Origin of the sequence: Streptomyces zagrosensis (assembly GCF_014203645.1) — a bacterium.
Taxonomy (GTDB): domain Bacteria; phylum Actinomycetota; class Actinomycetes; order Streptomycetales; family Streptomycetaceae; genus Streptomyces; species Streptomyces zagrosensis.
Map to the genome: position 1 here is coordinate 78,795 of NZ_JACHJL010000020.1, position 25,296 is coordinate 104,090.

Annotated in this window: 29 protein-coding genes and 4 pseudogenes; 23 read left to right on the top strand and 10 right to left on the bottom strand. The window is 66.8% G+C overall.

The features are described 5' to 3' along the window. The first annotated feature begins 492 nt into the window (after positions 1 to 492). The 9 genes and pseudogenes from FHS42_RS29165 to FHS42_RS39440 form a co-directional block, all read left to right on the top strand. The gene (locus FHS42_RS29165) at positions 493 to 897 is read left to right on the top strand and encodes a GntR family transcriptional regulator (protein WP_184577427.1); all 405 of its coding nucleotides are present in this window, start codon (positions 493 to 495) and stop codon (positions 895 to 897) included. Next, positions 894 to 1,790 (top strand): ABC transporter ATP-binding protein, encoded by an 897-nt coding sequence (locus FHS42_RS29170; protein ID WP_184577430.1) that lies wholly within the window; start codon positions 894 to 896, stop codon positions 1,788 to 1,790. Before FHS42_RS29165 ends, FHS42_RS29170 begins: the two co-directional genes overlap by 4 nt. After that, a complete protein-coding gene (locus tag FHS42_RS29175; protein WP_184577433.1) occupies positions 1,787 to 2,791 on the top strand; it encodes an ABC-2 membrane transporter-related protein in 1,005 nt (334 codons plus the stop codon). Before FHS42_RS29170 ends, FHS42_RS29175 begins: the two co-directional genes overlap by 4 nt. A gap of 795 nt (positions 2,792 to 3,586) precedes the next feature. Beyond that, entirely contained in the window at positions 3,587 to 4,588 is a 1,002-nt protein-coding gene (locus FHS42_RS29180) for an aldo/keto reductase (RefSeq protein ID WP_184577436.1), read from the top strand. A 467-nt stretch (positions 4,589 to 5,055) separates the two neighbouring features. Continuing rightward, on the top strand, positions 5,056 to 5,328 hold the full coding sequence (locus FHS42_RS37645; RefSeq protein ID WP_246495593.1) for a hypothetical protein: 273 nt from the start codon (positions 5,056 to 5,058) through the stop codon (positions 5,326 to 5,328). 12 nt (positions 5,329 to 5,340) lie between these two features. Further along, positions 5,341 to 5,481: a hypothetical protein gene (locus tag FHS42_RS37650; RefSeq protein ID WP_246495595.1), complete on the top strand. Its 141-nt coding sequence runs from the start codon at positions 5,341 to 5,343 to the stop codon at positions 5,479 to 5,481. A gap of 34 nt (positions 5,482 to 5,515) precedes the next feature. Further along, entirely contained in the window at positions 5,516 to 6,172 is a 657-nt protein-coding gene (locus FHS42_RS29195; protein ID WP_184577439.1) for a hypothetical protein, read from the top strand. A gap of 859 nt (positions 6,173 to 7,031) precedes the next feature. Further along, a complete protein-coding gene (locus tag FHS42_RS29200) occupies positions 7,032 to 7,661 on the top strand; it encodes a hypothetical protein (RefSeq protein ID WP_184577442.1) in 630 nt (209 codons plus the stop codon). Positions 7,662 to 7,752: 91 nt separating this feature from the next. Beyond that, a pseudogene (locus tag FHS42_RS39440) lies at positions 7,753 to 7,949 on the top strand (IS630 family transposase); the annotation flags it as partial. An 84-nt stretch (positions 7,950 to 8,033) separates the two neighbouring features. On the opposite strand, the gene FHS42_RS29205 reads toward FHS42_RS39440, so the two are convergent. Genes FHS42_RS29205 through FHS42_RS29215 form a run of 3 tightly spaced genes read right to left on the bottom strand, consistent with a single transcriptional unit; the run spans position 8,034 to position 9,009 of the window. After that, positions 8,034 to 8,618: a TIGR03086 family metal-binding protein gene (locus FHS42_RS29205; protein ID WP_184577445.1), complete on the bottom strand. Its 585-nt coding sequence runs from the start codon at positions 8,616 to 8,618 to the stop codon at positions 8,034 to 8,036. 2 nt (positions 8,619 to 8,620) lie between these two features. Continuing rightward, the gene (locus FHS42_RS29210; protein WP_184577449.1) at positions 8,621 to 8,791 is read right to left on the bottom strand and encodes a hypothetical protein; all 171 of its coding nucleotides are present in this window, start codon (positions 8,789 to 8,791) and stop codon (positions 8,621 to 8,623) included. A gap of 5 nt (positions 8,792 to 8,796) precedes the next feature. Next, positions 8,797 to 9,009: a Tn3 family transposase gene (locus tag FHS42_RS29215; protein WP_246495566.1), complete on the bottom strand. Its 213-nt coding sequence runs from the start codon at positions 9,007 to 9,009 to the stop codon at positions 8,797 to 8,799. Positions 9,010 to 9,054: 45 nt separating this feature from the next. Here FHS42_RS29215 and FHS42_RS38790 point away from each other — a divergent pair, with 45 nt between their 5' ends. Further along, positions 9,055 to 9,534, top strand: coding sequence for a hypothetical protein (locus tag FHS42_RS38790; RefSeq protein ID WP_312867087.1), 480 nt, complete (start codon positions 9,055 to 9,057; stop codon positions 9,532 to 9,534). Between the two features lie 67 nt (positions 9,535 to 9,601). On the opposite strand, the gene FHS42_RS29225 is transcribed toward FHS42_RS38790, so the two are convergent. Continuing rightward, the gene (locus tag FHS42_RS29225) at positions 9,602 to 9,937 is read right to left on the bottom strand and encodes a hypothetical protein (RefSeq protein WP_184577455.1); all 336 of its coding nucleotides are present in this window, start codon (positions 9,935 to 9,937) and stop codon (positions 9,602 to 9,604) included. Positions 9,938 to 10,061: 124 nt separating this feature from the next. Here FHS42_RS29225 and FHS42_RS29230 point away from each other — a divergent pair. Further along, a pseudogene (locus tag FHS42_RS29230) lies at positions 10,062 to 10,490 on the top strand (integrase core domain-containing protein); the annotation flags it as partial. A gap of 213 nt (positions 10,491 to 10,703) precedes the next feature. Here the strand turns inward: FHS42_RS29230 and ctaD are convergent. Further along, positions 10,704 to 12,416 (bottom strand): aa3-type cytochrome oxidase subunit I, encoded by a 1,713-nt coding sequence (gene ctaD, locus FHS42_RS29235; protein ID WP_184577458.1) that lies wholly within the window; start codon positions 12,414 to 12,416, stop codon positions 10,704 to 10,706. Between the two features lie 366 nt (positions 12,417 to 12,782). Here ctaD and FHS42_RS29240 point away from each other — a divergent pair, with 366 nt between their 5' ends. The 9 genes from FHS42_RS29240 (at position 12,783) to FHS42_RS29280 (ending at position 19,998) form a co-directional block, all read left to right on the top strand. Continuing rightward, positions 12,783 to 14,000 (top strand): PP2C family protein-serine/threonine phosphatase, encoded by a 1,218-nt coding sequence (locus FHS42_RS29240; RefSeq protein ID WP_184577520.1) that lies wholly within the window; start codon positions 12,783 to 12,785, stop codon positions 13,998 to 14,000. A 180-nt stretch (positions 14,001 to 14,180) separates the two neighbouring features. Further along, positions 14,181 to 14,417, top strand: a complete 237-nt coding sequence (locus FHS42_RS29245; RefSeq protein ID WP_184577461.1) for a hypothetical protein — start codon at positions 14,181 to 14,183, stop codon at positions 14,415 to 14,417. Between the two features lie 446 nt (positions 14,418 to 14,863). Continuing rightward, on the top strand, positions 14,864 to 15,256 hold the full coding sequence (locus tag FHS42_RS29250) for a hypothetical protein (protein ID WP_184577463.1): 393 nt from the start codon (positions 14,864 to 14,866) through the stop codon (positions 15,254 to 15,256). A 68-nt stretch (positions 15,257 to 15,324) separates the two neighbouring features. Further along, positions 15,325 to 15,489: a hypothetical protein gene (locus FHS42_RS29255; RefSeq protein ID WP_184577466.1), complete on the top strand. Its 165-nt coding sequence runs from the start codon at positions 15,325 to 15,327 to the stop codon at positions 15,487 to 15,489. Between the two features lie 17 nt (positions 15,490 to 15,506). Further along, positions 15,507 to 16,202, top strand: a complete 696-nt coding sequence (locus tag FHS42_RS29260) for a hemerythrin domain-containing protein (RefSeq protein WP_246495567.1) — start codon at positions 15,507 to 15,509, stop codon at positions 16,200 to 16,202. A 117-nt stretch (positions 16,203 to 16,319) separates the two neighbouring features. Continuing rightward, complete coding sequence (locus tag FHS42_RS38795; protein ID WP_184577468.1) at positions 16,320 to 16,892, top strand: zinc ribbon domain-containing protein; 573 nt, start codon at positions 16,320 to 16,322, stop codon at positions 16,890 to 16,892. Between the two features lie 93 nt (positions 16,893 to 16,985). Next, on the top strand, positions 16,986 to 17,294 hold the full coding sequence (locus FHS42_RS29270; protein WP_184577471.1) for a hypothetical protein: 309 nt from the start codon (positions 16,986 to 16,988) through the stop codon (positions 17,292 to 17,294). A 41-nt stretch (positions 17,295 to 17,335) separates the two neighbouring features. Beyond that, positions 17,336 to 19,057, top strand: a complete 1,722-nt coding sequence (locus tag FHS42_RS29275) for a RecQ family ATP-dependent DNA helicase (RefSeq protein WP_184577474.1) — start codon at positions 17,336 to 17,338, stop codon at positions 19,055 to 19,057. Positions 19,058 to 19,110: 53 nt separating this feature from the next. Further along, positions 19,111 to 19,998 (top strand): MBL fold metallo-hydrolase, encoded by an 888-nt coding sequence (locus FHS42_RS29280; RefSeq protein ID WP_376772734.1) that lies wholly within the window; start codon positions 19,111 to 19,113, stop codon positions 19,996 to 19,998. Here the strand turns inward: FHS42_RS29280 and FHS42_RS37660 are convergent. From FHS42_RS37660 to FHS42_RS29295, 4 genes are all read right to left on the bottom strand, one after another. After that, complete coding sequence (locus tag FHS42_RS37660; RefSeq protein ID WP_246495569.1) at positions 19,961 to 20,146, bottom strand: hypothetical protein; 186 nt, start codon at positions 20,144 to 20,146, stop codon at positions 19,961 to 19,963. The two genes, FHS42_RS29280 and FHS42_RS37660, sit on opposite strands and share 38 nt — an antisense overlap. Next, complete coding sequence (locus FHS42_RS37665) at positions 20,124 to 20,531, bottom strand: Orn/Lys/Arg family decarboxylase (protein WP_246495571.1); 408 nt, start codon at positions 20,529 to 20,531, stop codon at positions 20,124 to 20,126. Before FHS42_RS37665 ends, FHS42_RS37660 begins: the two co-directional genes overlap by 23 nt. A gap of 77 nt (positions 20,532 to 20,608) precedes the next feature. Beyond that, a complete protein-coding gene (locus FHS42_RS29290) occupies positions 20,609 to 20,848 on the bottom strand; it encodes a hypothetical protein (RefSeq protein WP_184577477.1) in 240 nt (79 codons plus the stop codon). 455 nt (positions 20,849 to 21,303) lie between these two features. Further along, on the bottom strand, positions 21,304 to 21,588 hold the full coding sequence (locus FHS42_RS29295; RefSeq protein ID WP_184577480.1) for a hypothetical protein: 285 nt from the start codon (positions 21,586 to 21,588) through the stop codon (positions 21,304 to 21,306). A 275-nt stretch (positions 21,589 to 21,863) separates the two neighbouring features. Between FHS42_RS29295 and FHS42_RS29300 the strand changes: the two are divergent. Continuing rightward, positions 21,864 to 22,091 (top strand): annotated as a pseudogene (locus FHS42_RS29300) (hypothetical protein); the annotation flags it as partial. A gap of 213 nt (positions 22,092 to 22,304) precedes the next feature. On the opposite strand, the gene FHS42_RS29305 reads toward FHS42_RS29300, so the two are convergent. Continuing rightward, a complete protein-coding gene (locus FHS42_RS29305; protein ID WP_184577529.1) occupies positions 22,305 to 23,333 on the bottom strand; it encodes a YdcF family protein in 1,029 nt (342 codons plus the stop codon). A 661-nt stretch (positions 23,334 to 23,994) separates the two neighbouring features. Here FHS42_RS29305 and FHS42_RS39260 point away from each other — a divergent pair. Together FHS42_RS39260 and FHS42_RS29310 are read left to right on the top strand one after the other, a co-directional pair. Continuing rightward, positions 23,995 to 24,180, top strand: a pseudogene (locus FHS42_RS39260) (hypothetical protein); the annotation flags it as partial. A 46-nt stretch (positions 24,181 to 24,226) separates the two neighbouring features. After that, entirely contained in the window at positions 24,227 to 24,679 is a 453-nt protein-coding gene (locus FHS42_RS29310) for a hypothetical protein (RefSeq protein ID WP_184577483.1), read from the top strand. Positions 24,680 to 25,296 lie beyond the last annotated feature (617 nt).

Below are 25,296 nucleotides of genomic sequence, written 5' to 3' on the forward strand. Positions count from 1 at the left end.
TGAGGTCCTCCGCGTTCCACTGCTGGAAGCCCCACGGATCGGCCGAAGCGGAGTCCAGGACGTCTCACACCATGTCTTCGACGGCCTCGGGCAGGGCTTCGAGGACCTTGGCGGCCGGGGCGGAGAAGCGGACCGCGTACGGCTGTTGTGCGGCCACCGGCGCCGCCCGCGGAGCTCCGCTATGTCGACGAACTCGCTGTGGTCGTAGCCGGAGGCGACGAACGTGCGACGGCCGGGGCGTGGGCGAAGCGGCCCTGCCAGTCCTGGACGACCTCATACGGCCCGCCGAGGGAGAACGCGCGCCGCGATTCCTCAAGCGCGGCCGTTCACTCCCGCTCGAAGGCCGGCGCCCACGTGCTCGCGCGCTTGTCGGCGCGCAGTTGGGCGAGCAGTTCGCGATCGGCTCCCCCGGGTGCCGGGCGGCTGGCGCCCGCAGTGTGTGCCTTGCCGGATGCTCGGCGTAGAGGTCTATAGTGCTAGGCAACTAGCTAAATGGAGGAATGGGTGATTGAGTTCCACCTAAACAGCCGGTCCGGCTTGTCCCCGTACCAGCAGTTGGTGCAGCAAGTGCGGCATGCACTGCGGTTGGGACTGCTGAAGGAGGGGGACCGACTGCCGACGGTCAAGGAGGTGGCGAGGCAAATGGCAGTCAACCCGAACACGGTGCTCAAGGCGTACCGGGAGCTGGAACACGACGGTCTGGTGGCTGCCCGTCCCGGCGTCGGCACGTTCGTGACCCGGACGCTGGCTGATGCCTCGCTCGCCGCGCACGGACCGCTCCAGAAGGACCTACAGCGCTGGCTGACCAAGGCCCGCCTGGCCGGGCTCGACGACGAAAGCATCGAGGCGCTGTTCGTGAACACCTTCCGTAACGCCGCCAGAGAGGACGTAGCGTGAGCGCCGTCTTACGAGCCCAGGCACTGGGCAAGAAGTACAAGCAGCGCTGGGCGCTGCAGAACTGCGACCTGGACGTCCCCGCCGGCCGAGTGGTGGGCCTGGTCGGCCCCAACGGGGCCGGCAAGTCGACCTTGTTGAAACTGGTCTCCGGCATGCTGACCCCGACGACCGGCACCATCGAGGTGTGCGGTGGCCGTCCTGCTGAAGACATGGAACAGCTGGCCAAGGTCGGTTTCGTCGCCCAGGACACCCCGACCTACTCCGCGCTGAGCATCGCCGACCACCTCGACTTCGGCAAGCGCCTCAACCCGAACTGGGACGGCGAACTGGCGCGCGACCGGATCCGTCGCCTGGGCCTCGACCCCAAGCAGCGGGCCGGCAAGCTGTCCGGCGGCCAGCGCGCGCAGCTCGCTCTCACCCTGGGCATCGCCAAGCGCCCAGAACTACTCGTCCTGGACGAACCGGTCGCGGCGCTGGACCCGCTCGCCCGACGGGAGTTCATGCAGGACCTGATGGAGGCCGTCGCCGAACACGAGCTGAGCGTCGTGCTCTCCTCCCACCTGGTCTCCGACGTGGAGCGGACCTGCGACTACGTCATCGTCCTGGTCGACTCCCGGGTGCAGGTGGCCGGCGACATCGATGACCTAGTCGCCTGCCACCACCGGCTCACCGGACCGCGCCGGGCCCCGGACACGCTCCCGGCCGGTCAGCACGTCATCACCGCCAGCCACACCGACCGGCAGACCACCCTCCTGGTGCGCACCGACACCGCGGTCCACGATCCGTCCTGGACCGTCAGCCCGCTCGATCTGGAAGACATTGTTCTGGCCTACATGACCCGGCCCGCCAATGCGGTTCGTGACACCCGACCCGCACTGGAGGTACTCCGATGATCTGGCTGACCTGGCGCCAGTTTCGCACCCAGGCCGCCGTGATGTTCGCCGCCGTGGCTGCCCTCGCCGCCACCCTCGCGGTAACCGGACCGCAGCTGGCCGACCTCTACCGAGCTGCTGGCAGCGGCCTGGTGGACCAGGTCTCCAGTTCGGACCAGACCCTCTACTACACCGGCCTGCTGGTCGTGCTCGCCGTGCCGGCGGCCATCGGGATGTTCTGGGGCGCCCCGTTGGTCTGCCGTGAACTGGAGACCGGCACCCACTACCTCGCGTGGAACCAGGGCATCACCCGCACGCGCTGGCTGGCAACCAAGCTGGGTCTTGGCGCGGCGGCATCCATGACCGCTGCCGGACTGGCCGCACTCGCGGTGAGCTGGTGGAGCAGCCCCATCGACCGTGCTGTCAACGGCGGTGCCGCGACGGACACATACTTCCCTCGACTCGACCCCGTGGTGTTCGCCGCACGCGGTGTCGTCCCCATGGCTCATGCCGCCTTCGCCTTCGTCCTGGGCGTCGCCCTCGGCCTCGTCATCCGCCGCACCCTAGCCGCGATGGCAACCACGCTCGTCGTCTACGCCACCGTCCAGCTCGCTGTGCCGATGTGGGTCCGGCCTCATCTGATCGCCCCGGATCAGACCACCGTGCCGATCACGGCCGGTATCCCCATCAATATCCAGGAGGGCGCGAAGCAAATCGTTGCCCATCCTGAAGTGCCCGGTGCCTGGGAAACCTCCCAACAGACGCTGAACGCCGCCGGCCGGCCGGCTCCTGTGCCGTCGTCCTTCGCCGAGTGCCTGCACACCGAGTCGGGCCTGCCCACCGCGCAGCAAATCGACGGCTGCATCGCCGACCTCGGTGCCCAGGGCTACCAGCAGCAGGTGACGTACCAGCCCGCCGGGAACTTCTGGGCCCTTCAATGGGCCGAGACCGCGCTCTACCTCGGCCCCGCCCTGGCCCTGGCCGGGTTCTGCGCCTGGTGGATCCGCCACCGAGTGACCTGACGGACACCAGTTCCACTACGGGAGTAAGCGCGAGGGGCAGCCGGGGCCCGGCTGCCCCTCGCGGCGTCGCGGGGCCCACGGGCTTGGTCTGTTGGTCGGGACGCCAGCGGCGTCGGTCAGGCGTGGGCTGTCAGTTCCTCAATGCGCTCGGCGGACCCTCGGTCGGTAGGGGGAGATCGACGTCATCGACGTACCGCGCGACTCCCTTTCCTACTCGGCGTGGTCCTCACCAGGCGATGCGACCAATCTGGGCGATACATCTGCAACTCGAAGTCAGTGGATGTGATCTGACGCACGGCTTGACGAGATGGCGAGGATGACGGCGGTGCAGGGGGCGCGAGCACCACTGATCTCGGCCCGACGCTCAATCGGTGCCGGGGCCGGCAGCGTCTTCACCACTCTGCCGTTGGCGATGACGCATGCGTCACCTGGCCGTCAAGACGCAAAGTGACTTACTGCCCGGCCAGGTGTGACACAAGCTTGACGCGCTTGCAGCCCAGGCCGGCGGCGTCGTCGTCCAGGACGGCCTGCTCACGTTACGGCCCCATATCAATACGGCGAAAACCAGCGGGACAGCCAAGTTACCTCCCGGTCGAGTACTGACCGGAGAGAAGGTCCAGGCGAGCCTGCAAGCCGCGGCTATTCCCTTCGAGCGAAAGAGTCCAACCAACCGTTGGAGGAAGGCCCCGGGTACATCAAGCCGACCCAATACGGTGACTATGCGGCAGAGGTCGCCTGGCTGCTAAGAGTCGCCCGGGCCTACTCCACCCTTCCGACCGAAAAGAGGAGCAACCAATGAAATACCGCACGCTGGGCGCCAGCGGGCCGACAGTGTCTTCCCTGGGCCTTGGCTGCATGGGGATGTCGATCGCCTACGGAGAGCCGGACGAAGCCGAGTCTCTTCGCACGCTCGACCTCGCCGTTGACCTGGGAGTCACCCTGCTGGACACAGCAGACGCCTACGGACGTGGCGCGAACGAGGAACTGCTGGGCCGCTGGCTGCACAAACGAAGGAACCACCGCGCAAGCCTGGTGGTGTCCACCAAGTTCGGCCTCCGCCACGACGCGGCCACAGGGCGCGTGGGCGAAGTTGACACATCAGCACCGTACGTCCGGTCGGCATGTCACGCGTCGCTGCGCCGCATCGGCACCGATCACATCGACCTTTACTACGTGCACCGCCGCAACCCCGCGGTGCCGATCGAGGAAACGGTGGGGGCCATGGCAGCCTTGGTGGAGGAAGGAAGCGTCCGCTACCTCGGCCTCAGCGAGGTCAACCCCGAAACGCTCCGCCGCGCCCATGCCGTGCACCCCATCAGCGCCGTGCAGTTGGAGTACTCGCTCTTCACCCGGGACGTGGTGGAAGGAGAGATGCTCAATACCTGCCGGGAACTGGGCATCGGTGTCGTTGCCTACTCCCCCCTCGGCCGCGCCATGCTGACCGGCACCGTCGTATCGCGGGAAGATCTTAACGAACAGGACAACCGCAGGCGCTGGCCACGCTTCGCCGAAGGAAACATCCACCACAACCTGACCCTCGTACATGCAGTACAGCGCATCGCGACACAGATAGGCTGCACACCCGCCCAAGCAGCATTGGCATGGCTGCTCGCACAGGGCGACGACATTGTCCCAATCCCCGGGACCAAGAAACGGCGCTACCTGGCCGAGAACACCTCGGCGGCCGACATCACCCTGAGCACAGAACAAATCGACTCGCTATGCCACGCCGTGCCTGCCAACTCTGTCTCGGGGAAGCGATACCCCGACCAAGCGCTCACACGGCTAGGCCACTGAACACCCGGCCCGGCTACACGAAGTGAAAGTGGCAGGATCTCCGGCGGGTCCACCACGAGTCCGGCGGAATATACGGTTCAGCCCGCGTGCACGCCGTCCTCAAGCGTGAGGGCGTCCGCCGGCCGCAAGCGTGTCGAGCGTCTCATGCGCCAGGCCGACCTGGCTAAGCTTCCCCCGCTGTGCGGCAGGTGCTGACTAGTGTGCTGAGTCGTGAGTTCGCTGGCGGCAGTGGGGTGGGGTAATGCCGGGTCCGTAGCCGCTGTCGTTGGAACTGTCCGATCACGGACGCCGGGTGCTGCGGGGCTCCTGCGGCATCCCCGCTTCCACCTGCACTTCACGCCTACCTCGGCGTCCTGGCTCAACCTCGTCGAGCGCTGGTTCGCCGAGCTCACCTGCCGCAAACTCCGCCGCTCGACCCGCCGCAGCGTCGTCGAACTCGAACGGGACATCCGCGGCTGGATCAACGAGTGGAACAAGAACCCACCACCCCTCCGGATTTCACCCCCAGCAACAAGGACCCCAAGTCGTGTGACGAGTTCGCCTATGCAGGCAGCTACAACAGTGCCGGTACGCCCTCGCAATTCGGCGGGAAGAACCCGACCACATCCGGTGATAACTGCGTGCAAACCTATGGCACCCGGTACAGCAAGGGCGTGTGGCAGCTGTTTGACGACACCCGTTTCGCCACCCCGAACTGGGAAAAAACGGTCTGCGGCCGGTCGTCCATGTCGAACTGGTAGAACACCCAGTCAATGCAGCCGTTCAGCAACGACTTCTCCGGCCCCACGGCGAACCGGCTGCTGAACGGGGACGAGTATTGGGTGGACTTCCCCGAATTCAAGTACTGCGACGCCAGCAAGACGAACGTGGCGTGCACCGTGCCCAAGCCATAACGTTGGCCTGATCGAATGATCGGGTGGGGCAGGGGTGACATTGGCTGTCTCCCGCCCCACCCGCCTGATCACCACGGCACGAACGGAGGACGCGGTGTCCGATGGTCTTGGCTGGATCGAATATGTCTGGCGCAGCATGGCCGACGACGGCAACCTGTACTTCACCTGCGCCCGGGGTATCGGGCCGCAGGAGCTTGCCGCCCGTGTCGCTGGCGGGCCGATACATGTCCTGCCCGCATTGAAGGCCCGCGAGGCAGGGGCAATCGTCAACGGGGAGACGGTCAGCTCGGTCGGCCGTATCGGCACCAGCGGCGAGTGGTCCTACCTGGTGGAGACCGGCTGGTGCCCCGGCTGGGATCTGCCTGCGGAGGTGTCCCGCGACGGGGTAGAGGTGCTGGTGCTCGACCCGCAGCCCGACAATCCGCCGCACATCATGACCTACTCCAAAGACGGCCGCGGCCTGTCCACCTGCATGTTCGATGCCTACGGAGATACCGAGGGCCCGCTCAGGGACGCCTTCACCGAGGCTGGGATGCTAGCCGGCTTTGACGAGGAGAAAAAAGGTCCCGCCGACACCGACCGGCGGCTGCTGGGCGCCGTGGGGAAATACTTCGACCTCTCCCTGCCCCGGCTCACCATCTTGGAGGGGCGTCTCCCGGCGGTCATCACCCGCACGTCGCCCCCGTCATGACGTGCGATGGGTGTCTTCTCCGCTTCGCCTACTACTGCAACGACACGGCGCCGGCTGCGACGGCGCGGCGGCAGTCGGCCGACTCGCCATCAGGCTGGAGTCGCTGAAACTTCATCGTCGCTGCGCATAACGCGCATGGAGATGCGTCCCAACATATATGCATAGGCTGATGGCAAGTAGGACCCAGCCTCCGCTATTGCCTTTCATTATCAAGAAGGCAGAAAAGGCAACGCCTGCAATTGTGAAGCTGCAAATGAATAGTAACCACCGCTTCGCGGCAGCACGCTGTTCCATGGACCAGCCTAATGTGGGCACGGATACCACCTTTGTGCGACTGAGGCCGGGCGAGAGTCGCCCGGCCTCAGTCGCTTGTTCATAGCCGCCGCTCACGGCGTCGGATGCGATCTGTCCTGCGTTCCAGGGGACGGCCGGCTCCCCCGGGGTGGTGCCATCGAATCGTTCGTCGCTGCCTGCGTCACCGAAGACGAGCAACCAGCCACAGTAGTGGGTGGCACCTACAAAATCCATGGCCGACCGTCAGGCAGTATTGCGTGCCGGGTGTGTCCTTGCTCAAGGTGACGGCGCAGGAAGTGTATAGATTCCGCCGACGTAGATGTTTTCGGACATAGAGCTTCGATTGCACTCGAGGCGTGTTGACGTGCGGCAGTGAAACGTGAATACCTGAACGACTATGCAGAGATACCATGACGTTGCACTTAGCCGTCGCATGATCGACGAAGCCCAAAATCACAAAGACGGTAAAACCCTAGGAAAATCCTACACGCACAATCGCATCCTCAACAAGGACAAGTATCTGACCTGGACAAAACCCTGACCATATCTACCGTGCGGGGCTAGCATGAGTAACGCGAGCGATTCCATTCGAGGGACGGTGTTTATCCAACACCACACCTTCAGCATCGTGGAGGAGGCTGAGGAGAACCTAGGGGCAGAAAATCTGCCTCTTAACACCACCGGCCTGGTCGAAATCGAGGACGGCCAGGCGCGGATCATCACAGGCATCCACACCGGTGACGTGGAAGTGCAGGTAACCTGCCACCCCTCAGCCTTGACGGCCACCGCAGTAGATGCGGTGTGGCAGGAGGTGGTGGAAGTGCCGGTGGAGACCGTGTCTGGAAAACTCTATTTGTGGATGAACTCGCCCACCTTGCCAGAAGGGGAACCCGCCCTCCTGTCCCCACATGGGCCCGGCACATATCGACTGCGAGTCCACGCCCGAGGCAGAGACACCGCGACGGACAACGCCCTACAGAAAACAACCGAACAGTATTTGATCCAGGTGTGGCCTGCCCTGACACGACCAGTAACCGTGCTGCGCGCCACCGACCAATGCGGAGCAGAGCACCGAGAGAACACCACCGAGATGCCACCGCGCCCTCCCCGGATCACCACCACAACAGATCCCGGTCAACAACTCCTGCGAGAACGCGGCGCCCGCCTGCGATCGGCAGAAGCCGGAGGAAGTTAGACCACGCGAAATGTCAAAAGGCCGCCCAGGAAGCACTGACCGTCGTGCGCGTTCACTGATCAACGCTGAAGGCCCCCACGCGATGGGGGCCTTCAGCTTCCCTTCGTACACCCCTGACCTGGACCCGGACGAGGGGTGTGTGGGCACACCTGAAGAACAGCCTGGGCAACCTGCCGCCGTGCGGAAATCGACGAACTCGCCGCACGCGCCGGCGCCCGCACCCGCCTCAAACCGATGCAGTATCAGCTCGGTCTCCTCGACGGATTCATCACCGAGGCCGGACGGATCCCATCCCCCTCCTGTCGTCACCCCGATCCGCAAAGATCAGTAGCCGTCTGTCTGCCGACCCACGGTCACTAGACGTGCTGTTGACTATGGTTGGCGCCCCAGGTAAGCGGCCAGCCGGGTGTACATGTCGGCGTCGTCGGGTACCGGCACGACCGGGCTGAACGGGCCTTGTTCGCTGCGCTCCTCTGGCGGCGCAAACGTCGAGAATGCCTCGAGTGCCTGCGCGGCAAGGTCGGGGTCGAGTTCGGCGAGCCGCCGGGTGGCATGTGCGAGATCCCAGGAATGAGCCGTGAACTCGTGGGTGTATGCCTCGAGAGCATGCCGGCCGGGCAGCGTGGCCCACGGTAGCTCGACCATTCGGTCGAGCCTCTCGTCGTCGGCCCACACCCGCTCGACCTCGCTACGGGCCCTGGTGAATGCGCTTGCCCAGCCGTCGTCGGCTATGCCGTCGATCACATCGGGGACGTCGCGCGCATCGCCTCCGGTGCCGACACGGGCGAGCTTGTGCAGCACGGAGACTACATGCCCGAGCAGCGCGCGAACGTCGTAATCGGCACAGGGAGTGCGGTTACTTAGCTCATCGGGACTTACCGCCGCGACCTGCTTCCCGGCCTGATCAAGTGCCTGGGCGAAGATCGGACGCGGGTCACGGGCCAGCTCTGCTGTCATGATCAGGAGCCTACAAGGACACACTGACAGGGCAACGATCGGCAGGACAACGGTACGGAGTAATCCCTACCAGAGGTCAGTGCATCGTTGTCGTCCTCCCCGCCGGCGTCGCGGTCGTCGCCGTCGAGCAGGTCATTCACCTCGTCCTCGGTGAGCTCGCGCGTCTCGTCCATGACCCTCATGATGCCGACCCGCCCGAGGCCGGCTCAGGCGGCTTGGCCGAGGCCAGCGGTGCTTGATGTGCTCGGTCAGGTAGGGCGAGATGCGAGATGTGCGCCAGGTCCTCCGGCTCGATCGCCCAGCCCTCTCTCAGCAGTTGCCAGACGATCTCGGCGATGTCCAGGACGTTGTGAAAAATGACCGCGTTCGTGAGCAGAGCATCGTATTTCATCGCCTTCTCCTGCTCGATGGGGTCGTTGTCGGCGATGACGCCGCGGTGCCGAAGCCGATCCACTGGGAGAACCCGTTGGACGTATTAGTTACGTGGAATCTGGCCGGAGAGGATCATGTTCCTTTCCGGCCTCACCACGAACTTGGGGTGACAGAAAGAGAAGACAACGCCCAAATCAGTGTCAGTCGGGACGGTGCGTATTACCGGGTTCGCGCCGGAGCACTGGAGATGCTCTTCCTTCCAGGTCCGAACGAGGCACTGGACGAAGTGTGCAACGTCGATGCGGAGGTCCGTCTGCCGGACGGTTCACGCTGGAGCGCAACGATCTTCACGGTCGCCGAGGTCGAACGACTGATGACCCGATGGGTTGGTACTGGTGAAGCACTGAGCGGTCGGTATTTCTGGTGTTCGGGCGAGTTGATAGTTAAAGAGCCCGGGGTGATACCGATGGCTAAAGTCATCATGGGCTTGCTCGACAACGGCGAGTTTCACCGAATCCTTCAGCAGCTCGACGACTCCGTGTGACTCGTCCTTCGGCAAGCTGTAACTTGCAGTTGTGCAGCCTCGAAGACTTCTCGCACCTGTCTCAGGCTCATGGCACGGAGGTGAACTCCGCTGATTGGTCGAGCATGAAGGGTGCACCAGGGCTCGTCGGGTTCCAACCCTGGACTCGTGCCTCGCGGATGCTCGCAGCGACGTCGGCCGGCCGGATGGGCTCTGCCTTGATGTCGATCCAGTTGCTGGGGTGCGGCTGACCGCTGGTGACGGCCAAGGTCGTGCCGGGCTGGTCGCCATCGGCGATCTCCACCGCGAAGGTCAGCGGTGCCCAGCACAGTCCCTGCATGTAGGAGGGCTTCCTGCGGATTCGCCAGTGGTACTCGGTCCCATCAACGGTGATCCGTCGCGAGCCCTTCTTGTTCAGCGCCATCACGCCCCCTCCCCCGTCTCGGACTGTACTGCCCCGGCCTTCCCCTGGGTCCAGTCGAAGGTGAGGGACACTTCAGGCATCGACAACCGCCACTTCGGCTTGACGGGCGTTGGCCCAACGCCGGGAAGTTCACGTTTTCATCCTCGCCGACGAGATGAAGGAGACCGCCGTCGGGTTTTGGACCCGCGCCCACGCCTTCTTCACCCAGGCCGGGATCACCGTCGAACGTGTCCTGACCGACAACGGCTCCTGCTACGCAGCACACCTATGGCGCAACTCCCTTGCAGGGCAAGGCATTTCACACAAGCGCACACGGCCGTACCGGCCTCAGACCAACGGCAAGGTCGAGCGCTGCAACCGCACCCTCCTCGACGAATGGGCCTACGCGAGGCCCTACAGATCCGAGGCCGAACGACGCGACGCCTACCCACAGTGGCTCCACACCTACAATCACCGCCGCGCACACACCGCACTCAATGGCCAGCCACCCGCCAGCCGCGTCCACAACCTCACGGGTCAGTACACCTCGAGCGTCACCTGGATGTGGCCGTGAGCAGCTGCCGTGTCAGGGCCACGCGGTGGTTCACGTAGTGGTGTGTGAGGTCCTCGGCCTGGGCGATGGTCAGCCACGGCGGCTTTTTCGTACAGCGTCTGTGCTTCGCGGTGCGCCTCCTCGCGCGATGGCGGTGCGCGATGAGGAAGCCCTCCGCTTCGGCCGCGATCGCCGTGGTCTCGGGCGGGTGCGAACGTCGGTCGGCGCTCCCTCTCACGACCGGTCGCCCTCGTGTCCTTCGGCGTCGATGACGTCGCGTTGGCCGGTGTTCTCCTTCTGGTCGAGTTGGGCGACGTCAGGGTGGTGCAGGTCGAAGGCGGGGGACTCGGAGCGGATGCGGGGCAGGGTGACGAAGTTGTGGCGGGGCGGCGGGCAGGAGGTGGCCCACTCCAGAGAACGGCCGAAGCCCCAGGGGTCGTCCACCTCGACGCGCTTGCCGTACTTGGCGGTCTTCCAAACGTTGTACAGGAAGGGCAGCGTGGACAGGCCGAGGAGGAAGGCCCCGATGGAGGAGATGGTGTTGAGGGCGGTAAAGCCGTCGGCGTCCAGGTAGTCGGCGTAGCGGCGGGGCATGCCTTCGGCGCCGAGCCAGTGCTGGACGAGGAAGGTGGTATGGAAGCCGACGAACAGCGTCCAGAAGTGGATCTTCTCCAGCCGGGTGTCGAGCATGGTCCCGGTCATCTTCGGCCACCAAAAGCTGAACCCGCCGAACATGGCGAAGACGATGGTGCCGAAGAGTACGTAGTGAAAGTGGGCGACGACGAAGTAAGTGTCGGTGACGTGCCAGTCCAGGGGCGGAGAGCCGAGAATCACCCCGGTCAGGCCGCCGAACAGGAAGGTCACCAGGAAGCCGACCGCCCACAGCATCGGCGGCTCGAAGGAGAGCGAACCCTTCCACATGGTGCCGATCCAGTTGAAGAACTTCACTCCGGTGGGCACTGCGATCAGATACGTCATGAAGGCGAAGAACGGCAGCAGCACCGCACCGGTCGCGAACATGTGGTGCGCCCACACGGTCACGGAAAGGCCGGTGATCGCGATGGTGGCGCCGATCAGCCCTATGTAGCCGAAGATCGGCTTGCGCGAGAACACCGGCAGGATCTCGGTGATCACACCGAAGAACGGCAGCGCCAGGATGTAGACCTCGGGGTGGCCAAAGAACCAGAACAGGTGCTGCCACAAGATGGCCCCGCCGTTCTCCGGGTTGAAGACCTGGGTGCCGAAGCGCCGGTCGGCCTCGAGCACGAGCAGCGCCGCCGTGAGGACGGGGAAGGCGAGGAGCACGAGGACCGAGGTGAGCAGCACGTTCCAGGTGAAGATCGGCATCCGGAACATGGTCATGCCCGGCGCGCGCATGCAGATGATGGTCGTGATGAAGTTGACCGCGCCGAGGATGGTGCCGAAGCCGGAGAGCGCCAGGCCCATGATCCACATGTCCCCGCCGATGTAGGGGGTGCGCTCACTGCTGCTCAGGGGCGTGTAGGCGGTCCAGCCGAAGTCGGCGGCGCCCTGCGGGGTGAGGAAGCTGCCGAGCACGATCAGCCCGCCGAAGAGGAACAGCCAGTAGGAGAGCATGTTCAGGCGGGGGAAGGCGACGTCCGGGGAGCCGATCTGCAGGGGCATGATCGCGTTGGCGAAGCCGGCGAACGTCGGGGTGGCGAAGAGCAGCAGCATGATCGTGCCGTGCATGGTGAAAGACTGGTTGTACTGCTCGGCCGAGAGCAACTGCATCCCCGGGCGGGTCAGCTCCGCCCGGATCGCCATGGCCAGCGCCCCACCCACCATGAAGAACGCGAATGACGTGATCAGATACAGATGACCGATCTTCTTATGGTCCGTCGTCGTCAGCCAGGAGACGACCACCCGGCCCTTGCTGCGCCGTCCTTCGGTCGGTACCAGCGTGACCAGATTCTCTTGAGCAGTCATCAGTTTCCTTGCGTACAGGGCAAACGCCGCGATTTCTACCTGGCTACCAGGCCAAGACGCCGCAGGACGCGTTGAGAGGTCTTGCGACAGATGCCGAATTGCCGAAACCACGAGACTCACACGGGTGTTTTCTGGCCATCGTGCTCAGTGGTGGTGCTGTGAACGCCCTCGCTGGCGGAGACAGTTGTGCCGCCGGGCAACCGCCGTGATCCGGGCGTGTCATCGGGTACTCCGACCGTATGGTGGTCGTGAACATCCGCTTGGACATCTCGTTTTCGTCTGCCGATCAAGAGGCTGACGGGCGGACGCGGGCCGTCCCCGTCCGACAGGCCGATCGCATTGACGTCGCTCGAAGACTCCGCCCGCATGTTCCACGCCCTACTGGGCTCCAGCCACCTCTGCGCGTTCGAGGAGCTGCCTGCCCTCATCGCCCGCCACGCGACCAAGGCCGGTCTGCATCGCGCACGGTTCTACGTCGCCGATCTGCAGGAAGTAGTGCTGCGGGAAGTCACCGGGCGCGGAATCGATGCCGGGCAAGGCGGGCAGGAGCTGCGAATCGACACCACGCTGGCGGGCCGGGTCTTCGCCAGCGGGCGCACACACACGACGACCGTGGACGGCCACTGGCAACACTGGCTCCCGGTGCTCGACGGCACCGAACGCCTCGGCGTCCTAAACGTCGAAACCATGCACACCCCCGGTGAGCAGACCCGTGCGGCGCTGGAGGACCTGGCGTCCCTTTTGGGCATGCTGCTGGTTTCCAAACGACACCACAGCGACTCCCACGCCCGCCTTACACGGACCAATCCCATGTCGGTGTCCGCCGAGATGCAGTGGACCCTCATGCCGCCGCGCACCTTTTCGAACAAGCGGGTGACCATCGCCGCCGCGATGGAACCCGCGTACGCCACCGCCGGCGATGCCTTCGACTACGCCCTGGCCGGCGACACCGCCCACCTCGCGGTCTTCGACGCCATGGGCCACGACACCTCGGCCGGCCTCACCGCCAACCTCGCCATGGCCACCTGCCGCAGTCAGCGCCGCCAGGGCAAGGGCCTCGTCGAAACACACGACGCCATCGAAGCGAACCTGATGGAACAGTTCACCCAGAGCCGGTACGCAACAGCAGTCCTGGCCGACCTCGACCTCGCCACCGGCATTCTGACCTGGATCAACTGCGGCCACCACCCACCGGTCCTGATCCGCGGCCGTCGCTGGACCACTCACCTCGACTGTCCCCCGACCCACCCCATGGGCACCGGCCTGGGCCTTCCGGTGACCCTGTGTCGCGAGCATCTTGAGCCGGGCGACCAACTGCTGCTGTACACCGATGGCATCATCGAGGCCCGCGACGACCAAGGCCGCGAGTTCGGCCGTGACCGTTTCGTCGACTTCATCATCCGCAGTCAGGCCGACGGCCTGGCCACTCCAGAAACCCTGCGTCGCCTCGTTCACGCCGTACTCGACCACCACAACGGGCGCCTCAACGACGACGCCACCGTCCTGCTGTGCGAATGGCACGGCGAGAGCGGCACAGCCGCCTCGGCCCGTATGAAGGGGAGCGCGACAGGTGACGGTGCGTAGCGACCGGATGCAAACCGCCCGTCTTGTCCTTCCTGTCTAATTTGCGTGGGCTGGTACAGATATGGGGGTACCCAGTCAGTACGGGATGTTCCCATCGATGAGGGTCGCAAGATAATCCTGAACAAAGCAGAAAATAAACCAGAAGCCGTCCAGTCCAGCCGGGGCTTTACCCGGCCGCCCTTGATGCAGGCGCAACGGCAACAGGTCATCGGCCTTTGCCTGATCATCGGCGCCATCGTGCTGTTCGTCGCCCCCTGGATCGGTCGCCCGCTGGACGTCGGATATCCCGACACGGCCAAGGACGCACACCGCAACGAGCTGGCCGTGGGCACAGTCGTCCTGTGCATCGCCATGGCCCGGTTCGCCCGCAATCCCGGCAAGTGGCCCGATGTCATGGTGCTGGCCGCAGGCGCATGACTGATCGCCTCCCCATGGGCGCTGGGTAACCAGAACACTGAGGTGTTCGACGGCGCCCACGTCGTCGCGTCGCCGTGGGTATCGTGTTCATGGTGCTGGCGGCCCTGTCCTTGGCGTTGCCGGCCATAGCGCAGCGCCGCGGCGCCCGGGAGACCGGCCCCAAGTGCCGAACACGAAGCCGTGAAGCACGTGGGCCAGCTTCCGTGTCCGTGGCATCGAACTTCAGATTCTGATTGCGGGCGATCGTCACACCCGTGGGTTTCCGAGCAGGAGTGCGGCCAGGCAGAACTGTTCCCTCAGAGGTGAGCGCCTGCCGTCCGGTCGCCCTCCGCTCGTCCTGGTGGCCGCTCAAGGCGGACATCGATAAGGCCCTCACCGCGCCTGGCATCCCATCCGGATGCAGGCAGCAGGATCGGGTACCCGGGCAGCCGGACGAAGGGGATTGCATGGACCAGGTGGAGTGTCACGAATCCGCGCATGCGCTCACCGTCTCCCACGGTTTGTTCGATGTCGTGGGTGGGCTCTGGCCGTTGGTGCACCGGGGCAGCTTCGAGAAAGCCTTCGGGCCGAAGACAGACGTATGGCTGCAACGGACGACCGGCGGACTGCTGGTGTCCGTGGGCATCGCCCAACTCGCAGCGGCTACGGAGCCGCAAGGCTTCGCACACGCCCGCCGTGTGGGCCTGGGTACTGCCCTGACCCTGCTGGCCATCGATCTCATCTACGTGGCCAAGGGCCGAATCCGCCCCACGTACCTGCTGGACGCCGCGATGGAGGCGGGCTGGATCACGGCATGGCGCCGGACTACCCGTGGCAACAGCGCGTGCGGAGGCAGGTAGGCGCCGGTGAAGGGTGCCTACCTGCGCAGATGACCACTGATGTGAAACGTCCGGTATGGAGATCAAAGATGAGCGAGCAGACACCGCCACAGGCCGAGGGTGAGCGAGGGCCAAGCACCGCCCTGGACGAGCGGCCGACGTCCGACGCTCACCAGGCGCCCCGCACGACCCCCTCGCAGGCAGAAGGAGAAGACGCAGCAGAAGAAAGCGTCGAGACCACCGAAAAAGGCTGAGAAAAGGAAAAGCCACCATGTCCATGAACGCGAACGCCGATACGAGTATCAGGCATCGGACCGTCGAGGAACTGGGCGGTGAAGCAAGCGTCCTGGCAAGGCAACGCCGCGACCATGCTGAGATGGACCGGCTGATGGCACGGCATCAGTCGCTGCCGGACGGTACGGAACGGGAGCGCACACTGAAGCAGCTTGTCCAGCTTGTCTTTAGCCACGCGTTCGCGGAGGAAACCGTGTTGTGGCCCGCTGTGCGGCGTTGCGTCACAGGCGGGGACGAGCTAACCGCCCAGGTCGAGGACGAACATCAGCAGATCAACGACCTCACCACCGACATCAAACGACTGCGTCCCGGCGATCGCGAGCGCGAGGAGAAGATACGACGGGTCTTCTCCCTGATACGGCAGGACATCAGGGACGAGGAGGACGAACTCCTACCCAGGCTGCAGGACGCCATGGGCACCTCCCAATTGCGGCGGCTCGGCGCCGCCTGGGAAACCGTACGAAAGAGCGCCCCCACTCACCCGCACCCTGCCGTGCCTTGGCGACCGCCCGGCAACGCGCTCCTCGGGGTGCCGTTGAGCTGTTATGACCGGATTCGTGACGGACTCCGCCCAAGCACGTCCACGACTGCCAGCAAGGCGCAGGTCATCACACTGACCAGCGTGCTCTCCGTCGCCGCAGCCATCGCAGTGATACGACGCAAACAGCGATGAGACCTGGCCCTGCGCAGGAGTGCCCTGCCGCAGCAGACACCGCCGGGCGACCTAGCCACGGCTTGCGCGCTCACGGAATTCGACTTCCTGCTGCACCGGGTAGGAGAAGTGAAGACGGTGACCATCTCCCGGAGCGGTCCGCGCTGGTTCGCGGCGTTCAATGTGCGGCTGCCAGCGCCGCCCGTGGCCGTGGCGACGCGGGCCCAGCGCCGACGGGGCGCGGCCGGTATGGGCTTGGGCGTGGAGGTCATCCAGCGACCTTCCAGCCGGTCCGCCTGCGGGGGGCCACGCAGCGTGCCGAAGTCGCATGTTCAGGTCGCGGCGCAGCGGGCTGATGCCCAGCACCACCCGACCAAGGCCTTGGCCATCCAGTTCGCGCAGGTCGTGATCGAGAACCTGAAGGTCAAGAACATGTCGAAATCAGCGAAGGGCACGCTGGAGGAGCCGGGCAGCAACGTGCGGCAAAAGGCCGGGCTGAACCGGGCCTCGCTGGATGTGGGCTTCGGGGAGGTTCGCCGTCAGCTCGCGTACGAGACGGGCTGGTACGGCTCCGGTCTGAGCGCGGTGAGATCCGGCCACACCTCTCAGACCTGCCACCGTTGCGGGCACGTGGACAGCAAATTCCGGCGCACCCGCTCGGTGTGCGTATGCACGGCATGGGCACCCGGTGCGGTGACGACCCCGAGGTGAGGATGGTGCCGGTGACCGAGTACGTATGTTCCTGCACGATGCCCGCGCGGTGCGTCGGCATCACGACCGGCCGATCCGCCGTCTGAGCCCGTCATGGCACGCGCCAAGCAGTACGCCGTGGCCGCCTCCGGGCAGTGGACGGACGAGGAGGAGGGGCGCCGCCGCCTGCCGGCCGGTGAGGTGCACGCCTGGGAGCCGGGCCTGAACCAGACCGTCTGCGGGCTGTCTCTCAGCCGCTCTCAGTTGATCCGCTTCGCGCACGTCACCTGGCCCGAGACCTTCCCGGAGTCCGGGGGCGCGGCCGACCGGGTCCAGCGGATGTGCCCGCGCTGCGCCTCGGTCGCCGGACGCCGTGGCGGCGACGCGCGCCCGCGATGGCACCGCACCAACCCCCGGCCGTGAACGTCGGCGGGGCGAACCGACGCCGAGGAGTGAGGCCGAACATGCCGAAGGAACGGGAGCCCGGCGTCCGTGACCGTCTGGAGCGGCCGGCCGCCGACGTGTTCGGCTGGCGAGAGCTGCGGCCGGGACAGTCGGCCGCTATGGAAGCGGTCATGGCGGGTGGGGACACCCTGGTGGTCATGCCGACCGGTGCGGGCAAGTCGGCGGTGTACCAGGTGACGGGGCTGTCGCTGCCCGGACCCACCGTCGTGGTGTCCCCCCTCATCGCCCTGCAACGGGATCAGATCGCCGGACTACTGAGCCACGACGCTCCGGAGGCCGTCGCCGTCAACTCCGCCCAGTCGGCCCGGGAGACGGAGGCCGCCTGGGCGGAGGTGCAGCACGGTGCTGCCGAGTTCCTGTTCTTCTCCCCCGAGCAGCTGACGAAGGACGAGGTGATCGAGCGTTTGGCCCGGGCCGCGCCCTCGCTGTTCGTCGTCGACGAGGCGCAGTGCGTGGCCGCCTGGGGCCACGACTTCCGTCCCGACTACCTGCGCCTGGCCCATGCGGTCCAGCGGGTGGGTAGACCGCCGGTCCTCGCCCTGACGGCGACGGCCGCCCCTCCCGTGCGCGAGGAGATCGTGCAGCGGCTGGAGATGGGGGAACCCGCGCTGGTCGTGGCCGGTTTCGACCGGCCGAACATCGCCTTGGAGGTGCGCCGCTTCCGGCACGACGCTGACAAGCGCCGGGCGGTGGTGGAGCGCGCCGCGGCGGAGCCCAAGCCCGGCATCGTCTACACGGCGACGCGCAAGGACACCGAGGAGTACGCGGCCGAACTCTCCGGGCTGGGCCTGTCGGCCGCCGCCTACCACGCCGGGCTGACCTCCGGTGAGCGCTCCCGGGCGCACGACGCCTTCCTGGCCGGCGACACCGACGTGGTGGTCGCCACCTCCGCCTTCGGCATGGGCATCGACAAGGAGGACGTACGGTTCGTGCTCCACGCCTCCGTGCCCGGTTCGCTCGACGCCTACTACCAGGAGATCGGGCGTGCCGGCCGTGACGGCGCATCCGCCCTCGCCGTCCTGCACTACCGGTCGCAGGACAGCGGCCTGCAGCACCTCTTCGCCGCTCGCGCCCCCGACGAGGAGACCCTCGGCGCGGTCGCGGAGCGGATTTGGGAACACGACGGCCCTGTCGGGTCGGACGAGGTCGGCGAGCAGGCGAAACTGTCGCGGCGGCGCGTGACGGCCGCCGTCAACCTCCTGGAACAGGCGGGAGCCGTACGCACCGACGCCGACGGCCGGGTGCGGTCCGTTCCCGACGTGACGGCCGAGGACGCCACCGCGCGGGCCGCGGAGGAGGCGGAGGCCCGCAAGAGGCTGGAACGGTCGAGGTTGGAGATGGTGCTCGGGTACGCGGAAACCACGGGCTGCCGCCGTCGCTTCCTGCTCGGATACTTCGGCGAGCCGTACGAAGCTCCCTGCGGCAACTGCGACGTGTGCGCGCCCACCGCGCCCGACTCGTCCGCCTCATCCGACTCGTCCGACCGCGCGGTCATCGACGGGGTGCAGGACCCGGGCGATCCCCGGCCGGGCCATCCGGCGTCCGCCGCCTACCCGGCGGGCACCGCGGTGCGACACCGTGAGTGGGGCGACGGCACGGTGATGAGCGAGGAAGGCGACCGGATCACGGTCCTCTTCGACTCGATGGGCTACCGGACCCTGTCCCTGACGGCGATCGCCGGGAAAGGGCTGCTGGACACGCGCACGGACCCCGCCGGCTGAGTACCGCACCGGGCCGGGAACGCGACACCGGCAGGCATCGCAGCACACGGTGCATGACGCGAACGGACTGCACGATCATGGTCAATCCTCAGCACATGGACGACCCCACGGACAGCGCGGTCGAACTCCACTTCATCGGCAACGCCACCGTTCTGGTGCGCTACGGCGGGCTCACCCTGCTCACCGACCCCAACTTCCTGCACCGCGGCCAGTACGCGTACCTCGGCTACGGGCTGCTGAGCCGAAGGCTGACAGAACCGGCCCTCGACGTGGACGACCTTCCCCGCCTCGACGCGATCGTCCTGTCACACCTGCACGGAGATCATTGGGATCGCCGGGCCCGCCGCCGCCTCGACCACGCGGTACCGGTGCTGACCACGCCCCACGCAGCACGCCGTCTCAGGACCGTGCACGGCTTTCACCGCACGGCGGGCCTGCGCACCTGGCAGGGGCTCACCCTCCAGCAGGGCGACGCACAAGTGCGGGTCACGGCCCTGCCGGGCCGGCACGCCGGCCATCGCGTGCTGCGCGGTCTGCTGCCGCCGGTAATGGGCAGCATGCTGGAGTTCGGTCCCATCCGAGGCCCCGCCCGGCTCCGGCTGTACGTCTCCGGCGACACCCTCGTGTACGACGGTCTCGACGAGATCACCCGGCGTTTTCCCGCCGCCGATCTGGCCGTTCTGCACCTGGGCGGCACCCGCCTGCCCGGCGGCTTCGTCGTCACCATGGACGGAGCGCAGGGCGCGGAACTCGCCCGGCGCCTGGACCCCCGCCTGATCCTGCCGGTGCACTACGGCGACTACACGGTGATGCGCTCACCGCTGTCCGCGTTCCTCACCGAGGTGGAAGCCGCCGGACTCGGCGACCGTCTGGTGCACTGCCGCCACGGACAGCGTGCGCGGATCACGGCCGCACCGGGAGCCACGCCGGTGGTCTTCTGACCTGCGGTCCCCAGCGCCGCGCGAGCACCCGCAGGGTCTCGACCGAAGCATCCGCCGCGTCCGGGATCAGGACACCGTGCTGGACGCCGCTGCGCAGGTAGTCGCAGACCTCGTCGGTGATCACCTCACCGGGCGCGGTCACGGGCACCGCCCGGCGGGTACGGGCTGACCATCTCTGCGGAGATCCGTCCCGCGGCGCGCTCCGCGGACACGTGTTCCACCTCGGCGAAGAAGGTCTCGCGCGGCAGCATGGCCTGCTCCAGCTCCAGCGCCGAAGGCTCGGGCAGCCGGACCGGCGGCCGGCGTTCGATGGAGCCGGCGCCGCGACGAGGGTGCGCAGGGCGTCCAACGGAGATGCCTACTTCACCGCCATCGCCCACTTCATGGCCGCCCTGCCCCTGCCCCTGCCCCTGCCCCTGCCGCAACCCTCGACCACCCGCTGGACCACCGGCGAGCACGACGTCCGCTCCGCATGGCGCGGCCTGGTGCAAACCCGCCAGGAACACCTGCTCACCGGAAACTGACTCCGGCACGCGCGATGGCCCCGACCAGATGATCTAGTCGGAGCCATCACCACGTAACCAAGACCGGGCGCCGGGGCCCAGGAGAATCAACCGGCGTCGGGGCGCTGACCCACAAACTGGGTGAGCAACTCAATGATCTGCGCCTGATTACGGTCGATCTTCTTCCCAAGAGCTTCGACCTTCTGGTCCAGGTTGCCGACCTGCAAGCGCACCGCAGTCAGGTCGGACTTCACGATCCCGAACTCACGGTCGTGCTTCTCCGCGACCTCTTCGAAACGCCGGGTCAGAGCAGCCAGTTCGCTATGAGCGATGGGGTCCTCGGGCACGCGGGCACTCCTGCCAGATCACAAAACCACAGATAAGAAGACTCCACGATAACGCGCCCACTACGCGAGGTCCGCCATGGTCGAACAACTCCCCAACACGCTAGCGCGCACAGCGAGCCATACCTCGCAGGGCGCCGATCATCGGTAGTACATCCTTCTCGCCTGCGTCAGCGGCAGGCACTACCACGGCGGCCCCGCCGACGCCTGGGGGCCGCGCGCCGCACGAAGCCCCGACTGGACCGGCTAGTGGTCGCCAGGCGGCATGGGGTCGCCGGCCGCGACCGCGGCGCAGCGGGTGCAGATGCGCTCGCGGCAGGTAAGCGCCTTCGTGTTACGTCGCAGCGGAGCGACCTACCCGGCGCAGTGCGGGAACGGCCAGGACACCGTGGTGATCGCCTTTCTCCAACGCGGACTGGCAGCATTCTGCTGACCGCCGCGATGTGGCACTCAGACAGCTAGACCTCGGCGACCAGGTCCGGCTCGACCAGTACGACATCCAGCGGCGTGCGCGACCCCCGGGAGGCCGTGAACCGCCCGCCCTCCCAAGGATGGTGGTCGGGCTCTGCCGGTGTCAGCCGCACGGCCAGGTCGCGCGCCGCCTCCGGGCGCAGCGGCGTACCGCGGGCGGCCGGGCGGAGCGTCCCGGCCGCGTCGAGGCGGCCCAGCACGAGCGTCTGCGGTCGGTGCATGGTTCCGGTGATCACACCGATCACGGCCTCGGTGGTGTCCCGGCGGTGCACCTTGTACAGCGCGCGGGCGCCCGGAGGTATGGCTGGCCACTCCCCCGGATCACCAGGCCTTCGACGCCGGGCACCTGGGTCCAGGATGAGAGGTGCCGTTCTCAAGACAGTGGAGAGGAATGGGGTGTACCGCACCATGACAGCCGCACGCTACAGAAACCGCCCCACGGCAGTGACCTCGCCCTTCCTCAACACCCGACCAGCGGAAACGCACCGGCCTGACAAGCCGTCACTGGCGCCCACCCACTGACATCAAACCGGCACATCGCAGGTTGGCGTGGCTGTGCGGCGACCACCTCGTCAATGAATGGCGGGAAGCGCTGCGGCAGTTCGCCAACGGCATCGATGCGGCCGGCCGACGGGTCCACCGCGCCTTCCTCGCCAGCGTTCGCGTGCTCGGGGAAGGCCTGGACATCACCGGCGAACGGGGAGTCGAGGCCATCTGCTTCGCGGACACCCGCGGTTCACAGGTGGAGATCGTGCAGAACATCGGCCGCGCGCTGACCGTGGTGATGTCACCCCGCACGGTCCGTCAGGAAGGCACCTGAACAGTCTCACCCTGATCGTCACCGCCACTGTCGGCACCGTCCCGTGCCGCGGCGGCGACCTGACCTGCTTGCTGACCTGACCTGCTTGCTCGGCGACGATGGGAGCTGGTGGCGCACCACCCTCCCCTGTCAGGGCCGGGCGGGTGTGCCGCTGAAGAACCTCGACTTCTACGTGACAGCCCCCGGCGACGGCCACCCCAGCCACCAGATGAACAGGCCGCTCAGCAGGACGAGCAGGAAGAGTGCGGCGTTGGTGCGGCGGTAGGCGACCAAGAGGGCCACGAACTCGCGGATCGCGGCGCTCGGCCAGAAGTACGCGGCTGTCGGGGCACCGATCACGTGGCCCCGGACGCCGGTGCGGCGGGCGGTGATCGCGGCGCGGAAGACATGGTAGTTGTTCGTGACGATCACGCACCGGTAGTCCGGATTCGCCCGCTCCATCAGGGCTTTGCTGAACGTCAGGTTCTCGTCCGTGGTCGTCGAGCGGTCCTCAAGTTCGATCAGGTCGGCGGGGAAACCTTGGGTGACCAAGTAGTCGGCCATCGCGTGGGACTCGGGCAGCTTCTCGTCGGGTCCCTGTCCTCCCGAGGTGAGCAGGACCGGGCGCCGGCCCTTCCTGGACAGCCTGGCGTGTTCCTTCCGGGCCCGGTCGAGGCGACCGGCCAGCAGCGGGGGCACGGTGGTGCCGCCGATCAGGCCCGAGCCGAGGACCACTACGTAGTCCGCCCGGCGCCGAATGCGCAGACGCCCGTACAGGCCCCCGTAGACGAGGAAACACAGGAACAGGAAGGCGACGTATCCGGCGAGCGCCACCGCCGTCGTCGCCACCACCACAAGCGTGTGCGTGTGCATTACCAGCGCGGTGATCAACAGCGCGAGCAGGGCGACCAGGGCGATGCCCACCCCCAAGGACAGCAGGTTCCCCAAGCTCCTGCCCTCCTTGCGAACCATGGTGATCCCGTTGGCGATGAGGAACCACGCCAGCGTGACGACCCCCACGCCCGCCAGGGTCAGCAGCACGACGGCCAGATCGCGGCCCAACTGGGCCCGCTCGGAGGCCACATGCAGCAAGAGCGCGAACACCGCGAAGACGGCGGACAGGCCCAGCAGAACCGCGTTGCTTACTCGGCGGCGATCTAGTACCACACCAGCACAGAACAGGATGAAGCAAACAAACGACGGTACAAAGGCCACCATGCGCCGATCATACGGCGCGGGCTGCGGGTCAAGCGACTCCGAGACGGCCTCGGCGGCCGACGCCGGGCCCGCCCACGCCATGCCCAGCGCGGGACGGGCCGCGGCCCTTCCAAGAGTGCGACGAGGAGTTGTACGAGGCGGCGGCCGGCCTCCTCCAGCACGGCGACCGTGTTGGCGACCTACGCGGTCGTGGTGTCCGCGAGCACCAACGCGAGGGGCACCAGGCCCTCGCGAGCTGGTCGGCGGGTAGACCCGGCGCCGCAGCCGCTTCTCGTGGTCAACGTGCTCGACCGCGTCCGGCCGCGAGCGGACCAGGTCCACGGTTCGCTTGTCCGCATCCCTCGGCAGCAGCCGGCCCCACTCCCAGTACCGGCGCAGCTTGGCGACCAGCTCGTGCGCGTCCTCAATGCGGCGGTCGGCCTCCACCAGGAGCACCGGCACACCGGCCTCCGGTGCCCGCACCACCAGTTCCGCCCACTGCGCGAAGCCGCTGCCGAGCCGGTGCCCGATCTCGGCTGGAAGCCGAGCCGCCTCGCTGTGTCCTCGCCGTGTCAGCACCCACACCTGCCGCTGGTCCGCCTGCACGGACTCGATCCTCACCAGGTGGTGCTCCTCCAGATCCACATGCGCTAAGGAAGCCGAAGCACAGGAGCACTTCGACTCCCCGCAGTTGATCGAGGTCCGCTCCGGCACCAGCCGGGCCGGGGCCCTCGACGTCGCGCTCTACACCACCGCCTCCATCGACGCGATCGTCCCCGCCCACCCCGAAGACGACTGGGAGCAGTTGCGCGCGGTGGAGAGAGGCCGGCACTCCCCACTCGCCGCGCTGGCGAAGCAGGCCGCCCCGGGCCTGACCGACGCGGCGTGGTCAACCAGGGCGCTCCCCCACGGCTGTGGCATGGGGAAGCCGTCCTGGTCGGCGGCAACTCTGCCTCAGCAGCCGGGCGGTTCGGGTAGCGCTGGCGGCGCCGGTCCGGATCATCGACGCCGATCTCGTACCCGGGCTCACCGCGCTTCAGCCGGGATCGGGTGTAGCGGTGGCGCTGCCAAAACGGGAACGTGCCGCCGATGGTGCCGCCGGCTCCGAACCCGATGATGGGCGCGGACTTCTTAGCCTTGGCCACCAGCTCCCGCGTCTTGGGGTCCTTGAAGACGGCCTTGGCCGGGGGCTTGCGGGTCTTCTTCACCAGCACGTACGGCTTGTGGCCCTCGGGGTGGCAGGAGAACGTGACGCCCTGAAGGGCGAGTTTCTCGGTGATGAGGTCGGCGACGACGCCGTGGGAGAAACCCAGGCGGGTGGGTGGGTCGATGCGAGTCTCCGCATCGTCGTCGGGAGAAATCTTTGAGATATGGAAGTAGCGGCACGGGTTGGTCTGCTCCGCCAGCCCGAGAGACTGGTGGAGTGCGTCGTGCAGCGGACCCACCCACTCGCGCATCCGCTCCCAGCACTCGCGGGTCAGCACCATGTACGCCGCGCTGCCCACAGTGAGGACGGAGGCCGCGCCGATCCCGCCGGACTCCAGCACGGCGAGCGCCTGGTCCCGGTTCTCCCACAGCTCCTGGACGGTTTGCACGGTGGCGTCCAGGTCCCGGGTGGACAGGTAGCCGGTCTCCGCGACGCCTGCACCGAGGGGGAGGCGGAAGGACAGCCGACGCCACCCGGGCTTGTAGGAGCGGCGCCGGACCTTGCCTCCACCTTCGGCAGGACGCGGGGGCCTAAGCACCAGAACGTGGCGTCGGTCCGTTTCACGCCGCCCAGGACCCGGCCGGCCAACACCCTGCCGATTCCGAACACGAGGGATTCGGCGTCCTTCTCCACCTGCTTGTCGAACTTCGTCTGTGCCATGGCCGTGCCCCTTCGGTATGCGTCCAGGCACCTCACACCCGGAAGCGGACACCGCCTTTCTGGAACGGCGGCCCTGTAGATAGGGACCCTGGAACGGCGGCCCTTTGGATAGGGACC

Bases quoted from the DNA above. Each gene is read 5' to 3' on its own strand.
- FHS42_RS29305 (WP_184577529.1), bottom strand. From the start codon at position 23,333: ATGGTGGCCTTTGTACCGTCGTTTGTTTGCTTCATCCTGTTCTGTGCT.
- FHS42_RS29175 (WP_184577433.1), top strand. From the start codon at position 1,787: ATGATCTGGCTGACCTGGCGCCAGTTTCGCACCCAGGCCGCCGTGATG.
- FHS42_RS29270 (WP_184577471.1), top strand. From the start codon at position 16,986: ATGGCACGCGCCAAGCAGTACGCCGTGGCCGCCTCCGGGCAGTGGACG.
- FHS42_RS29280 (WP_376772734.1), top strand. From the start codon at position 19,111: ATGACGCGAACGGACTGCACGATCATGGTCAATCCTCAGCACATGGAC.
- FHS42_RS29200 (WP_184577442.1), top strand. From the start codon at position 7,032: ATGAGTAACGCGAGCGATTCCATTCGAGGGACGGTGTTTATCCAACAC.
- FHS42_RS29180 (WP_184577436.1), top strand. From the start codon at position 3,587: ATGAAATACCGCACGCTGGGCGCCAGCGGGCCGACAGTGTCTTCCCTG.
- FHS42_RS29240 (WP_184577520.1), top strand. From the start codon at position 12,783: ATGTTCCACGCCCTACTGGGCTCCAGCCACCTCTGCGCGTTCGAGGAG.
- FHS42_RS29210 (WP_184577449.1), bottom strand. From the start codon at position 8,791: ATGGACGAGACGCGCGAGCTCACCGAGGACGAGGTGAATGACCTGCTC.
- FHS42_RS29255 (WP_184577466.1), top strand. From the start codon at position 15,325: ATGAGCGAGCAGACACCGCCACAGGCCGAGGGTGAGCGAGGGCCAAGC.
- FHS42_RS29165 (WP_184577427.1), top strand. From the start codon at position 493: ATGGAGGAATGGGTGATTGAGTTCCACCTAAACAGCCGGTCCGGCTTG.
- FHS42_RS29275 (WP_184577474.1), top strand. From the start codon at position 17,336: ATGCCGAAGGAACGGGAGCCCGGCGTCCGTGACCGTCTGGAGCGGCCG.
- FHS42_RS37650 (WP_246495595.1), top strand. From the start codon at position 5,341: ATGCAGCCGTTCAGCAACGACTTCTCCGGCCCCACGGCGAACCGGCTG.
- FHS42_RS29225 (WP_184577455.1), bottom strand. From the start codon at position 9,937: ATGGCGCTGAACAAGAAGGGCTCGCGACGGATCACCGTTGATGGGACC.
- FHS42_RS29250 (WP_184577463.1), top strand. From the start codon at position 14,864: ATGGACCAGGTGGAGTGTCACGAATCCGCGCATGCGCTCACCGTCTCC.
- FHS42_RS29260 (WP_246495567.1), top strand. From the start codon at position 15,507: ATGTCCATGAACGCGAACGCCGATACGAGTATCAGGCATCGGACCGTC.
- ctaD (WP_184577458.1), bottom strand. From the start codon at position 12,416: ATGACTGCTCAAGAGAATCTGGTCACGCTGGTACCGACCGAAGGACGG.
- FHS42_RS29215 (WP_246495566.1), bottom strand. From the start codon at position 9,009: ATGAAATACGATGCTCTGCTCACGAACGCGGTCATTTTTCACAACGTC.
- FHS42_RS29205 (WP_184577445.1), bottom strand. From the start codon at position 8,618: ATGACAGCAGAGCTGGCCCGTGACCCGCGTCCGATCTTCGCCCAGGCA.